Here is a 12,454-nt window from a genome sequence, read left to right as displayed (position 1 = left end):
ACTACTCATTAAAACTGACGACCCATGGCATACGATCACGAAGAACAAGAACAACTGGCAACCCTCAAGGCCTGGTGGCAGCGCAATGGCAATCTGACCTCCTGGGTCCTGATCGTGGCGCTGGCAGGCTACAGCGGCTGGGCTGGCTGGCAGTACTACCAGCGCACGCAGGCTGCGCAAGCGGGCCAGCTGTACGACGAACTGCAAAACGCCATCGCCGCCAAGGACACGGCCAAGGTGATGCGCGCGGCCGGCGACATGCAATCGCGCTTCGGCGGCACGGCATATGCACAGATGAGCGCCCTGTCCGCAGCCAAGGTGGCGTTCGACGCGAATGACCTGAAAACGGCCAAGACCCAGCTGCAATGGGTGGCCGAGCATGGCACGGAAGAGTACAAGGCCATCGCCAAGCTGCGCCTGGCAGGCGTGCTGCTGGACGAAAAAGCCTACGATGAAGCGCTGAAAGTGCTGGCGACGGCTTCCGTGGCGCAATTTGCCGGCGCCGTGGCCGACCGCAAGGGCGACATCCTGGTGGCGCAAAACAAGCTGGCCGATGCGCGCACGGCTTACCTGGCCGCGATAGCCGCGACGGACAAGAACAATCCAGGCCGTCAGCTGATCCAGGTCAAGCTGGAAGCCATCGGCGGTACGGTACCGGAAGACAAGGCCAAGGCTGACAAGGCTGCCGCCTGACAGGAACACTGATGGTTGTGCAGCGCGGCGTTGTGCGTCGCCTGCCTTGCCCTTACAAGTACAAGAAAAAGGTTGGATAACACTTATGCGTGTCACTGAAAAGCTGGTAGCTGCAAGTCTGTTGGCCCTGATGGCCGGTTGCTCGTCCTGGAACCCGTTCGCCTCGAAAGATCCGAAAGTCGAACCGGCCAAGCTGGTCGAGTTAAAATCGAGCATCGCCGTGCGCGACGCGTGGAAGTATTCGATCGGCAAGGCCGGCGTGTACGCGTTTACGCCTGCGCTGGCCGGCAGCAGCCTGTACGTGGTCAATGCCGATGGCGCGCTGGCGCGCCTGGATGCGGCCAGCGGCCGTGAGACGTGGCGCATCAAGGCCGGCAGCGACATCACGTCGAGCGCCGGCAGCGATGGCGCGGTCGTCGCAGTGGGCGCCGCCAAGGGCACCGTGCTGGCGTTCGACGCCGATGGCAAGCAACTGTGGAAAGCGCAGGCGTCCAGCGAAGTATTGACGGCGCCCGTTGTGGGGCAGGGCGTGGTCGTCGTGCGCAGCGTCGACAACCGCATCGTCGGCTTCGACGCCAAGACGGGCGAGCGCAAGTGGACGGTACAGCGCGCCACGCCGGCACTGACCTTGCGCAATGCGCCGGGCATGGTGCTGGGCGGCGCCAACATCTATGTGGCCCAGCCGGGCGGCAAGCTGCTGGCACTGACAGCGGCCACCGGTGTGGTACGCTGGGAGATCGTCGTCAGCGAACCGCGCGGCGCCACCGAACTGGAGCGCGTCTCCGACATCGCCGGCGCACCGGTGGTGTTCGAAGGCGAAGTATGCGCCGTGACGTACCAGGGCAAGGCGGGCTGCTTCGATGCCGCCACGGGCGTGCCGCGCTGGACCAAGCCGATCTCGTCCGATGTGGGCGTGGCCGTCGACCAGCGTTTCGTGTTTGTTGCCGACGCTCAGGGCGCTGTCGTGGCGTTCAGCCGCGAAGGCGGCCAGAGCGCTTGGAAGAATGAGGCGCTGGCGCGCCGCCGCCTGTCGACGCCGGCCTCTTATGGCCGCAGCGTCGCCGTCGGCGACTATCAAGGTTACATCCACTTCCTGTCACGGGAAGATGGCGCATTAATAGGTCGTGTCAGCACCGACGGTAGCCCGATTGTTTCGGCTCCCGTTGTTGCCGGTTCGAATTTGATTTTTCAAACCCAATCAGGGACAGTGACCGCTCTCGCGGTCGAGTAATACAATGAAGCCGGTAATTGCACTAGTAGGTCGACCCAATGTTGGGAAATCGACTTTATTCAATCGTCTGACCCGCTCGCGCGATGCGCTGGTGGCGGATTTGCCTGGGTTGACGCGCGATCGTCACTATGGCGAAGGCCGTGTCGGCGAACGCCCCTTCCTGGTCATCGATACGGGTGGTTTCGAACCCGTCGCCAAGGAAGGCATCATGCACCAGATGGCACTGCAGACCAAGCAGGCCGTGGCCGAGGCCGACGTGGTGGTATTCATCGTGGACGGCCGTCAAGGCCTGACCCCGCATGACAAGACCATCGTCGACTTCCTGCGCAAGAGCGGTCGCCCGGTCTTGCTGGTGGTCAACAAAAGCGAAGGCATGCGCTACACGGCCGTCGTGTCCGAATTCTATGAATTGGGCATGGGCGATCCGTATGCGATCTCGTCGGCGCACGGCGACGGCGTCAACGACCTCGTCGAAGTGATGCTGGACCTGGCGTTCGCGCAGCGTCCGGATGAGCCTGAAGAGCTGGAAAAGACCGACCGCGGCATCAAGATCGCCCTCGTCGGCCGTCCGAACGTGGGCAAGTCGACCTTGATCAACACCTTGCTGGGCGAAGAGCGCGTGATCGCCTTCGACATGCCGGGCACGACGCGCGATTCGATCGAAATCCCGTTCGAGCGCGATGGCCAGCAATACACCTTGATCGACACGGCCGGTATCCGCCGCCGCGGCAAGGTGTTTGAAGCGATCGAGAAATTCTCGGTGGTGAAAACGCTGCAGTCGATTTCCGAAGCCAACGTGGTCGTGCTGATGCTCGACGCGCAGCAGGATATCTCGGAGCAGGACGCGCACATCGCCGGCTTTATCCTGGAATCGGGCCGCGCGCTGGTCGTGGCCGTGAACAAGTGGGATGGCTTGCAATCGCACGAGCGCGATGAAATCAAGATCGATATCGACCGCAAGCTCGATTTCCTGTCGTTCGCGCAGATGCATTTCATTTCGGCGCTGAAGGGCACCAACATCGGTCCATTGATGAAGTCGCTTAACGCCGCGTATGCGGCCGCCATGTGCGACCTGTCGACGCCGAAGCTGACGCGCGCCCTGATCGAGGCCGTGGAGAAGCAGGAGCCGCGCCGCAAGGGTTCGATCCGTCCGAAGCTGCGTTACGCCCACCAGGGCGGCATGAACCCGCCTGTGATCGTTATTCACGGCAATGCGCTCGACGCCGTCGGCGACCCGTACAAACGCTATCTGGAAAAACATTTCCGCGATACGTTTGCCCTGGTCGGCACGCCGCTGCGCATCGAACTGCGCACGGGTAAAAATCCGTTTGCCCGCACGCCAAGCAAGTAATGTTTTACATGCTGAATTAAGTGCATATTAAGGCGCCGCAGAGATAATGCGGCGCCGGCCACCATTTAATGGCTGTTTGCACGGAAATAATAAAGTGTTAATGCGCCATGCGCGACAGCGATCGCGAAAACAGGTTACAGTAGCTATGACGCATCTTTCTTTCCTTGAAAGGTGTGAGAGCACTTGAAATCAAGCGAGTCGCCTCCAATTCTTACACAACAACATAAACAACGGAGCTGTTATGAGCAACAAAGGGCAACTGTTACAAGACCCATTCCTCAATGCATTACGCAAAGAGCATGTTCCTGTCTCGATCTACCTGGTCAATGGCATTAAATTGCAGGGCCATATCGAATCGTTCGATCAATATGTCGTATTGCTGCGCAATACGGTGACACAGATGGTGTACAAGCATGCCATCTCGACAGTGGTGCCGGCCCGTGCCGTCAATCTCAATATTGAATCTGAAGCGGAGTAAAGCGTTGAGCTTGACGGCCCAGCGCCTTTCACCCTCCATCGCCCCCGTCCGCGCCAGCGGCGCTGATGCGTTTGCATCGGCGTCGGCGTCCGCCACAACTCATCAGTTGCCATCATGCGCGCGGCACTAGTCGGGGTTGACTTCGGTCACAGCGACTTCGCCGCCAGCATGGAGGAACTCATGCTGTTGTCGCGTTCGGCTGGCGCCGACCCGATTTCCACCATCACGGCCAAGCGTTCCAGTCCCGATTCCGCGTATTTCGTCGGCAGCGGCAAGGCCGATGAAATTGGCGACGTCGTCGTCAACGATGGCCTGGAAATCGTCATCTTCAATCATGCCCTGTCGCCCGCACAGCAGCGCAATCTGGAAAAGCGCCTGAATGTGCGCGTGCTCGACCGTACCAGCCTGATCCTCGACATCTTTGCGCAGCGCGCCAAGAGCCACGAGGGCAAGCTGCAAGTCGAGCTGGCGCAGCTGCAGCATCTGGCTACGCGCCTGATCCGCGGCTGGACCCACCTTGAGCGGCAAAAGGGCGGTATCGGCTTGCGCGGTCCCGGCGAGACGCAGCTCGAGACGGACCGCCGGCTGATCGGCGACCGCGTCAAGGCCTTGCGCGCCCGTCTGGAAAAGCTGCACAAGCAGCGCGAAACGCAGCGCCGCGCGCGCGGCCGCAATCACACATTCTCCGTGTCCCTGGTCGGCTATACCAATGCCGGCAAGTCGACCCTGTTCAATGCCGTGACCAAGGCCGGCGTGTATGTCGCCGACCAGTTGTTCGCCACCCTCGACACCACCTCGCGCCGGGTTTATCTGGGGCAGGAAGTGGGCAATGTGGTGATCTCCGACACGGTCGGCTTCGTGCGCGAATTGCCGCACCAATTGGTGGCGGCCTTCCGTGCCACGCTCGAAGAAACCATCCATGCCGATTTGCTGCTGCACGTCGTCGACGCCGCGTCGCCGGTGCGCATGGAGCAGATCGAGCAGGTCAACCTGGTCTTGAAAGAGATCGGCGCCGATCATATTCCGCAAATCCTCGTGTGGAACAAGATCGATGCGGCCGGGCTGGAGCCTTCGGTGGAGCGCGATGAATATGCTACGATCAGTCGCGTATTCGTCAGTGCGCAGAAGGGCAGCGGGCTCGACCTGCTGCGCGATGCGATCGTCGAGATGGCCAGGAAGGCGCCCGGTTCGGCCCACCTGTACCAGAACGACGCAGCACCGCAGGAAGATCAGTTTGACGGTCAGTACGACCAGCACGATGGCGCCGCCCCGGACCAGGACGAAGAGCCTGGCGAGGACGATAGGATTTCCACCCACTCCCAAGTCGGAACACGATAGTTATGCTTGTCTCCCTACTCAAAAAAACAGGCTTGAAGTTGTCCCTGAACGATCCCCGCTGGGGCAATCGCAAGGACGACGGCAAGAAAGCCCAAGAAGGCAAAAAGCCCGGCGAAGGTCCGCCGGACCTCGATCAGTTGTGGCGCGATTTCAATCAGCGCCTGAACGCCTTTTTCGGACAGAAGAACCGTCCCGACAACGGCGGCAATAACAACGGCGGTGGCGGTGGTCCGCGCCCCGACATGAAGGGTGCCGGCATCACCGCCGGCGTGGTCGGCGTGATCGCCGTCTTCATCTGGCTCGCCAGCGGCGCCTTCATCGTGCAAGAGGGCCAGAGCGGCGTCGTGCTGACGTTTGGCCAATACACGCGCACGGCGCCGGCCGGTCTCAACTGGCGCTGGCCGTATCCGTTCCAGACCGATGAAACCGTCAACGTGTCGCAAGTGCGCACGGTGGAAGTTGGCTATCGCACGTCGCTGCGCAACAAGCAGGCCAGCGAGTCGCTGATGCTGACGGACGATGAAAACATCATCGACATCCAGTTCGCGGTGCAGTACACCTTGAAAGATCCGGTGGAATGGCTGTTCAGCCTGCGCGACCAGGAAGACACCTTGCGCCAGGTCGCCGAAACGGCGATCCGCGAAGTGGTCGGCCGCAGCAAGATGGATTTCGTGCTGTATGAAGGCCGCGAAAAAGTGGCCTTCGACACGCAAAAATTGATGCAGCAGATTCTTGAAGATTACAAGTCTGGCGTGTTGATCAACAACGTGACGATGCAGGCCGTGCAGCCGCCGGAGCAGGTGCAAGCCGCCTTCGACGATGCCGTCAAGGCAGGCCAGGACCGTGAGCGCCAGAAGAATGAAGGTCAGGCCTACGCCAATGACGTCATTCCGAAAGCACGCGGCGCGGCATTCCGCCTGGTGCAGGAAGCCGAGGCCTACCGGGCCATGGTGACCGAGAACTCCGAAGGTAATGCGTCGCGCTTCAAGCAGGTGCTGGTCGAGTACCAGAAGGCGCCGGCCGTCACGCGCGACCGCATGTACCTGGAAACGATGCAGCAAGTGTTCAGCAGTGCCAGCAAGGTCATGGTTGACGCCAAGACGGGCAGCAATCTGCTGTATCTGCCGCTCGACAAGTTGATCGCCCAGCAGGCGGCGTCGGACGCCTCGGCCGCGGCAGCGCGCGCCACAGCGGCCGCACCCGCAGCCAATACCGTAATGCCACAGGAAGCCATGCAGACAGTAGAAGTCAATTCGCGTCGCGACAGCCGCTCTTCGCGTGAACGGGAGAGCCGCTAATGAACCGTATCGTCGCCGCCCTGATCGCGGGCTTTATCGCGATCATGCTCCTTTCCTCGACCGTGTTCGTCGTCGATCAGCGTAAATACGCCATCGTCTTCGCCCTCGGTGAAGTCAAGGACGAGATCAGCGAACCAGGCTTGTACTTCAAGCTGCCGCCGCCATTCCAGAACGTCATCTACCTGGACAAGCGCATCCTGACGCTCGACACGCCGGAGCCGGAGCGTTTCATCACGGCCGAGAAGAAGAATATTCTCGTCGACGCGTATGTGAAGTGGCGCATCGTCAATCCGAAGACCTATTTCCGCAGCTTTGGCGGTGATGAAAGCCGCGCCCGCAACCGCATGTCGCAAATCGTCAAGGCCGCGCTGAATGATGAAATCACCAAGCGCACGGTGCGCGAAGTGATCTCGGGCGAGCGTGGCAAGGTGATGCAGGCGATCAAGGCCAAGGTGGCCGCCGAGGCCGAGGCCATCGGCGTGGGCATCGTCGACGTGCGCCTGAAACGCGTCGATTACGTCGAGCAGATCAACAACTCCGTGTACGAGCGCATGAAGTCCGAGCGCGTGCGCGTGGCCAACGAGCTGCGTTCGACCGGTTCGGCCGACTCCGAGAAAATCCGCGCCGACGCCGACAAGCAGCGCACGGTGATCCTGGCCGAAGCGTATCGCGAAGCCGAGAAGATCCGCGGCGAGGGCGATGCCAAGGCATCGCAAGTGTATGCGGAAGCGTTTGGCCGGAATCCGGAGTTCTACAAGTTTTACCGTAGCCTGGAAGCCTACCGCGCCACGTTCAAGGACAAGGGCGACGTGATGGTGGTCGATCCGAGTTCGGAATTCTTCAAGTACTTCAAGGGTAACGGCACGGCCGCTCCGTCCAAGAAGTAAGGCAGCATCGACACTGCCCCCGGCGGCGAGGCCGGATGCAGCATGAGCGGGGCCGGCATCGATGCCGGCCCCGTTTTTTTGTGCCCGTCAGGCTGTTGCGGGAAGGCGTAAAATGCGGTGTTTTTAGGGCTGTGCGGCAGCGTTTCGGACAACTTATCCCTAAAGGCCCGTGTTTTCGCGTAAAATATCAGGTTCGGCCTCTTGCCTGGCGCGCTCGCCGCTGCCTCGCATGATGCATTTTTCAACTTTCTTCCGTATCTCGCTCCCTCATGCCGAATTGGCTTTTGCCCGAAAATATTGCCGATGTTCTGCCGTCGGAAGCGCGCAAGATCGAAGAGCTGCGCCGCCTCATGCTGGATAATTTCCGTCTGTACGGATATGAACTGGTGATGCCGCCGCTGCTCGAGTATCTGGAATCGCTGATGACCGGCGCTGGCAAGGATACCGACCTGCGCACGTTCAAACTGGTTGACCAGCTGTCGGGCCGCATGCTCGGCCTGCGCGCCGACATGACGACGCAAGTGGCGCGCATCGACGCGCACCTGCTCAACCGTGCCACCGTCACCCGCCTGTGCTACGCCGGCAGCGTGCTGCATACCCGTCCGTCGGGCCTGCACGCCACCCGCGAACCGCTGCAGATCGGCGCCGAAATCTATGGCCACGCCGGCCTGGAAGCCGATGCCGAGATCCAGGAACTGGCGCTCGCTTCGCTGGCACTGGCCGGTTTCGATAGCGTCCGCCTGGATTTGTCGCACGTCGGCCTGTTGCGCGCTATCATTGCGCAAGACGCCGCCGCCGAGCGCGACGAAGCTGCGCTGTACGCCTTGCTGCGCGCGAAAGATGCGCCGGGCCTGCGCGCCCTCACGGCCCAGTATGACGCCGTCACGCGCGATGCGCTGCTGGCCTTGCCGAACCTGTACGGCGACATCGATGTGCTGGCGCGTGCGCGCGAAGTGCTGCCGCCGCTGCCGGGCGTGCTGAAAGCGCTGGCCGAGCTGGCCGCGCTGGCAGGATCCGCGCTGGGCCGCGCCGAAGTGGCGATCGACCTGGCCGACCTGCGCGGCTACCAATATGAAAGTGGCGCGATGTTTGCGCTATATGTACCAGGCTTGCCGAACGCGGTTGCGCGCGGCGGCCGTTATGACCACGTCGGCGAAGCGTTCGGCCGGGCTCGTCCCGCGACCGGCTTCTCGCTCGATTTGCGCGAACTGGCGCGCCTGTTGCCGACCGCGGAACGGAAGCATTCGATCCGCGCGCCGTGGGGCAGCGCGCCAGAATTGAAGGAAAAAATCGCCGAGTTGCGCAAGGCGGGCGAGGTCGTGATCCAGAGTATGCCGGGTCACAGTAATGAACAAGACGAGTTCGAGTGCGATCGCGTGCTGGTACTTGCCGATAATGGTAGTAGCTGGATTCTTAAAAACTTAGGTTGAGTGATGTCAAAGAAAATTATGGCAAAGAACGTTGTTGTCATCGGCACCCAATGGGGCGATGAAGGTAAAGGCAAGATCGTCGATTGGTTGACCGATCACGCCCAGGGCGTGGTGCGCTTCCAGGGCGGCCACAATGCAGGCCACACGCTGGTCATCGGCGGCGTCAAAACCGCGCTGCAGCTGATCCCGTCGGGCATCATGCGTCCAGGCGTCGCCTGCTACATCGGCAACGGCGTGGTCGTTTCCGTGCCGGACGTGCTGCGTGAAATCGACAAGCTCGAAGCGGTCGGCGTTGAAGTCGCCTCGCGCCTGAAAGTGTCGGACGCGGCGCCCGTGATCCTGCCTTACCACACCGCGATCGACCTGGCGCGTGAAGCCAAGCGTGGCGATGCGAAGATCGGCACCACCGGCAAGGGCATCGGCCCGGCCTACGAAGACAAAGTGGCGCGCCGCGCGATCCGTATCGCCGACCTGCTGAACGAGAAGCGCTTCGCTGAAAAGCTGGCCGAAAACCTCGATTACCACAACTTCGTGCTGGAAAACTACCTGAAGGCGCCGAAAGTCGACTATCAGAAGACCCTCGACGACGCGCTGGCCTATGTGCCGCGTCTGCGCCCGATGGTCACCGACGTGTCGAGCGCGCTGTACAAGGCGCACAAGGCCGGCGCGAATCTGCTGTTCGAAGGCGCGCAGGGTTCCCTGCTCGACGTCGACCACGGTACGTATCCGTTCGTCACTTCGTCGAACTGCGTGGCTGGCAATGCCGCCGCCGGTTCGGGCGTGGGCCCAGGCATGCTGCACTACATTATGGGCATCACCAAGGCTTACACGACGCGCGTCGGTTCCGGACCATTCCCTTCGGAATTGCCAACGGATGCGGGCGTCGGCCACCATCTGGCGCAAGTCGGCCATGAATTCGGCACCGTGACGGGCCGTGCCCGCCGCTGCGGCTGGTTCGACGCCGCCTTGCTGCGCCGTTCCGTGCAGATCAACGGCGTGACGGGCATGTGCCTGACCAAGCTGGATGTGCTGGACGGTATCGAAACGCTGAAACTGTGCACCGGCTACACCATCGACGGCGTGGCCACGGACATCTTCCCATCGGGCGCTGAAGAAGCCGCCCGTTGCGTGCCGGTGTACGAAGAGATGCCAGGCTGGACGGAAAGCACGGTCGGCGCGAAATCGCTGGCAGCCCTGCCAGCAACGGCCCGCGCTTACATCAAGCGCATCGAAGAACTGGTCGGCGTGCCGGTGGACATGGTTTCGACCGGTCCGGATCGTGAAGAAACGATCGTGCTGCGTCACCCATTCGAGTAAGCTGCTGGACACAATCCGCCGCAAGGCGGATTTTTTTAATCACGCTAATAATAAGATTCCACTATCATGACTACCCCACAATCGAACGATCAACACCTCTGGGTCAACTGGGAAGAATACCACCGCCTGATCGAGCGCCTGGCGCTCAAGGTCTACGAATCGGGCTGGAAATTCGACCAGGTATTGTGCCTGGCGCGCGGCGGCGTGCGTCCCGGCGACGTCTTCTCGCGCATTTTTGATTTGCCACTGGCCATCCTGTCGACCAGCTCCTACCGCGAAGACGCGGGCACGGTGCGCGGCGACCTCGATATCGCCAAGTACATGACCATGACCAAGGGTCCGCTGGCCGGCCGCATCCTGCTGGTCGACGACCTGGCCGATTCGGGCGTCACCCTGGACAAGGTCACGCGTCACCTGAAGGAAAACTTCCCTGACGTGACCGAAGTCAAATCGGCCGTGATCTGGCTGAAGGGCTGCTCCGTCGTGCGTCCCGACTACTTCCTCGACGAACTGCCGCACAACCCGTGGATCCATCAGCCGTTCGAAGACTACGATGGCCTGCGTCCGCACCAGCTGGCGGCGTGGATCAAGAAGGGCGAAGCAGGCAAGTAATTGCGTGCGCGCTTGCAAAAAAAAGACGATCGTGTATCGTCTTTTTTTTCGTCCAAGGAAATGCGATGACCATACTGACGACGGCGCGCCTGCGCCTGGAACCGATCAACGAGAGCCATTACGAGCGCATGCGCACGCTCAACACCGATCCCGAGGTGATGACGTATCTGAACGCGGGCCAGCCCGAGACGGAAGAGGACACGCGCGCGGCCATCACGCGCACCATGGGCCGCTGGGCAGAGTGGGGCTATTCGTGGTGGGCGATGATACGCCTCGACGATGGTGAACTGGTGGGCATGGCCTGCCTGCAGCACCTCTCCGGCGTCAAGGCCAATCCCCTGGAAATCGGCTGGCGCCTGGCGCGCACCAGCTGGGGTCAGGGCTATGCCAGCGAAGCGGCGGCCGCCATCGTCGCGCATGCGTTCGACGTCGTCGGCGCGCCCGAAGTGGTGGCCGTCGCCCATCCCGACAATGCCGCATCGATCAAGGTCATGACGCGCCTGGGCATGCAGTACGCGGGCATGGAACGCCATTACGACCTCGATAGCGTCGTCTACCGGCTGGCGCGCCCGTGACGGCAGGCGTGAAGCGCCTGAAGCTGGGCTGCAGCTACGGCGTGCGGTTTTCGCCCGATGGCACGCGCCTGGCCGTGCTGGGGCGCGACCTGGTGCTGTGGGACGTGGCGGTGCGCCAGAAACTGTGGCGCGGCAAATTCATCGCGCATTGCTCCAGCATGGCCTTTTCGCCCGACGGCCGCCGGCTTGCCATCAAGAGCACGACGGGCCAGCTGGCCGTGCTCGATGCCGTAGCGGGGCAAGTGCTGGTGAACTTCCAGAATAAAAAGGATGGCGAAGGCAGCGACCCCGCGTGGTCGCCGTGCGGCCGGTATCTGGCCGACGGCGGCTGGGATGGCTGCTTGCGGGTGCGCGATGCGCAGACGGGCGAAGTACTGTTCAAGCACGAGCATCCGGGCGAGATGCTGCGCGCAACCTACGCCATCGATGGCGGACGGCGTTTGCTGGTCCTGCATGGCGTCAAATCGGTGGAGGAAGGGCAGGCGCAGCCGCCAGACTACTGCAGCGTATGGGACTGGCCCTTGCAGGCGGGAGGCGGGCGCAAGGTGCTGTCGCTGCCCAGCCTGGCGTCGTGCGCGCCATCGCCCGACGGCGAGCGCCTGGCCGTGCTGCATTACGCAGGCGGCGACGAATATCTGTCCGTGCATGCGATGGACGATGGCCGCGTGCTGGCCACGAGGCGCGTGGAGGCGGGCGCCGGCACGGGCGACGCCTTGCGCTGGCTGCCCGACGGCAGCGCGCTGGGACGCATCGGCAAGGGCAAGCTGCTGTTCTACGCCTGGCCCGGCCTTGCCGTCCTGGCGCAGGAAGATGTTACCTATCCCTGCGCGCTGGACTTTGTGCCTGGCTCGCCATTGACCGCCATCGGCTCCTGGGAGTCCGGCATGCTGATGGATCTGAACGTTTACAAGGAAACCGCATGATCACCTGTTACCTGCGTTACATCATCGACCCGTATAAATTGCGGGAATTCGAAGCCTACGGCAAGCTGTGGATACCGCTGGTCGAACGCTTCGGCGGCCAGCACCATGGCTATTTTCTACCGTCGGAAGGCGCCAGCAACGTGGCGCTGGCCATGTTCTCGTTTCCCAGCCTGGCCTTGTACGAGCAGTACCGCAGCGACTCGATGCAGGACGCCGAATGCCAGGCCGCCTTCCGCTATGCCGAAGAGACGCGCTGCATCATCAGTTATGAGCGCAGTTTTTTCCGCCCCGTGTTTGGCTGAAACGGCGCGCTTTCCCGCT

The 12,454-nt window shown here is 62.0% G+C and carries 13 protein-coding genes; all 13 read left to right on the top strand.

What is annotated here, in order from left to right:
• The first annotated feature begins 24 nt into the window (after nucleotides 1-24).
• The 13 genes from KO539_RS02810 (at nucleotide 25) to KO539_RS02750 (ending at nucleotide 12,435) form a co-directional block, all read left to right on the top strand.
• A complete protein-coding gene (locus KO539_RS02810) occupies nucleotides 25-693 on the top strand; it encodes a tetratricopeptide repeat protein (RefSeq protein WP_035820713.1) in 669 nt (222 codons plus the stop codon).
• Nucleotides 694-778: 85 nt separating this feature from the next.
• Nucleotides 779-1,924 (top strand): outer membrane protein assembly factor BamB, encoded by a 1,146-nt coding sequence (gene bamB / locus KO539_RS02805; protein ID WP_219307228.1) that lies wholly within the window; start codon nucleotides 779-781, stop codon nucleotides 1,922-1,924.
• 4 nt (nucleotides 1,925-1,928) lie between these two features.
• On the top strand, nucleotides 1,929-3,275 hold the full coding sequence (gene der / locus KO539_RS02800; protein WP_034752028.1) for a ribosome biogenesis GTPase Der: 1,347 nt from the start codon (nucleotides 1,929-1,931) through the stop codon (nucleotides 3,273-3,275).
• Between the two features lie 241 nt (nucleotides 3,276-3,516).
• On the top strand, nucleotides 3,517-3,753 hold the full coding sequence (hfq, locus tag KO539_RS02795) for an RNA chaperone Hfq (protein WP_008450615.1): 237 nt from the start codon (nucleotides 3,517-3,519) through the stop codon (nucleotides 3,751-3,753).
• A 114-nt stretch (nucleotides 3,754-3,867) separates the two neighbouring features.
• Entirely contained in the window at nucleotides 3,868-5,091 is a 1,224-nt protein-coding gene (gene hflX, locus KO539_RS02790) for a GTPase HflX (protein ID WP_219307227.1), read from the top strand.
• A gap of 2 nt (nucleotides 5,092-5,093) precedes the next feature.
• The gene (hflK, locus tag KO539_RS02785; RefSeq protein WP_035820706.1) at nucleotides 5,094-6,389 is read left to right on the top strand and encodes an FtsH protease activity modulator HflK; all 1,296 of its coding nucleotides are present in this window, start codon (nucleotides 5,094-5,096) and stop codon (nucleotides 6,387-6,389) included.
• The gene (hflC, locus tag KO539_RS02780; RefSeq protein WP_035820704.1) at nucleotides 6,389-7,276 is read left to right on the top strand and encodes a protease modulator HflC; all 888 of its coding nucleotides are present in this window, start codon (nucleotides 6,389-6,391) and stop codon (nucleotides 7,274-7,276) included. Before hflK ends, hflC begins: the two co-directional genes overlap by 1 nt.
• Nucleotides 7,277-7,545: 269 nt before the next feature.
• Nucleotides 7,546-8,706: an ATP phosphoribosyltransferase regulatory subunit gene (locus KO539_RS02775; RefSeq protein ID WP_219307226.1), complete on the top strand. Its 1,161-nt coding sequence runs from the start codon at nucleotides 7,546-7,548 to the stop codon at nucleotides 8,704-8,706.
• Nucleotides 8,707-8,709: 3 nt separating this feature from the next.
• A complete protein-coding gene (locus tag KO539_RS02770) occupies nucleotides 8,710-10,023 on the top strand; it encodes an adenylosuccinate synthase (RefSeq protein ID WP_034752021.1) in 1,314 nt (437 codons plus the stop codon).
• A gap of 66 nt (nucleotides 10,024-10,089) precedes the next feature.
• The gene (locus KO539_RS02765) at nucleotides 10,090-10,635 is read left to right on the top strand and encodes a phosphoribosyltransferase (protein ID WP_034752020.1); all 546 of its coding nucleotides are present in this window, start codon (nucleotides 10,090-10,092) and stop codon (nucleotides 10,633-10,635) included.
• A 65-nt stretch (nucleotides 10,636-10,700) separates the two neighbouring features.
• A complete protein-coding gene (locus tag KO539_RS02760) occupies nucleotides 10,701-11,210 on the top strand; it encodes a GNAT family N-acetyltransferase (protein WP_035820700.1) in 510 nt (169 codons plus the stop codon).
• On the top strand, nucleotides 11,207-12,133 hold the full coding sequence (locus tag KO539_RS02755) for a WD40 repeat domain-containing protein (RefSeq protein WP_219307225.1): 927 nt from the start codon (nucleotides 11,207-11,209) through the stop codon (nucleotides 12,131-12,133). The genes KO539_RS02760 and KO539_RS02755 overlap by 4 nt, the downstream gene beginning before the upstream one ends.
• Complete coding sequence (locus tag KO539_RS02750; RefSeq protein ID WP_219307224.1) at nucleotides 12,130-12,435, top strand: NIPSNAP family protein; 306 nt, start codon at nucleotides 12,130-12,132, stop codon at nucleotides 12,433-12,435. The genes KO539_RS02755 and KO539_RS02750 overlap by 4 nt, the downstream gene beginning before the upstream one ends.
• Nucleotides 12,436-12,454: the final 19 nt, after the last annotated feature.

Origin of the sequence: Janthinobacterium sp. NKUCC06_STL (assembly GCF_019345455.1) — a bacterium.
GTDB classification, from domain to species: domain Bacteria; phylum Pseudomonadota; class Gammaproteobacteria; order Burkholderiales; family Burkholderiaceae_D; genus Janthinobacterium; species Janthinobacterium rivuli.
Note: the sequence above shows the minus strand (reverse complement) of the source record. Positions and strands in the feature narration are given on the sequence as shown.

What these genes read in the sequence shown, in the direction of transcription:
- KO539_RS02810 (WP_035820713.1), top strand. Translation starts at nt 25, where the DNA reads ATGGCATACGATCACGAAGAACAAGAACAACTGGCAACCCTCAAGGCC.
- hfq (WP_008450615.1), top strand. Translation starts at nt 3,517, where the DNA reads ATGAGCAACAAAGGGCAACTGTTACAAGACCCATTCCTCAATGCATTA.
- hflC (WP_035820704.1), top strand. Translation starts at nt 6,389, where the DNA reads ATGAACCGTATCGTCGCCGCCCTGATCGCGGGCTTTATCGCGATCATG.
- KO539_RS02770 (WP_034752021.1), top strand. Translation starts at nt 8,710, where the DNA reads ATGTCAAAGAAAATTATGGCAAAGAACGTTGTTGTCATCGGCACCCAA.
- bamB (WP_219307228.1), top strand. Translation starts at nt 779, where the DNA reads ATGCGTGTCACTGAAAAGCTGGTAGCTGCAAGTCTGTTGGCCCTGATG.
- der (WP_034752028.1), top strand. Translation starts at nt 1,929, where the DNA reads ATGAAGCCGGTAATTGCACTAGTAGGTCGACCCAATGTTGGGAAATCG.
- hflX (WP_219307227.1), top strand. Translation starts at nt 3,868, where the DNA reads ATGCGCGCGGCACTAGTCGGGGTTGACTTCGGTCACAGCGACTTCGCC.
- KO539_RS02775 (WP_219307226.1), top strand. Translation starts at nt 7,546, where the DNA reads ATGCCGAATTGGCTTTTGCCCGAAAATATTGCCGATGTTCTGCCGTCG.
- hflK (WP_035820706.1), top strand. Translation starts at nt 5,094, where the DNA reads ATGCTTGTCTCCCTACTCAAAAAAACAGGCTTGAAGTTGTCCCTGAAC.
- KO539_RS02750 (WP_219307224.1), top strand. Translation starts at nt 12,130, where the DNA reads ATGATCACCTGTTACCTGCGTTACATCATCGACCCGTATAAATTGCGG.
- KO539_RS02760 (WP_035820700.1), top strand. Translation starts at nt 10,701, where the DNA reads ATGACCATACTGACGACGGCGCGCCTGCGCCTGGAACCGATCAACGAG.
- KO539_RS02765 (WP_034752020.1), top strand. Translation starts at nt 10,090, where the DNA reads ATGACTACCCCACAATCGAACGATCAACACCTCTGGGTCAACTGGGAA.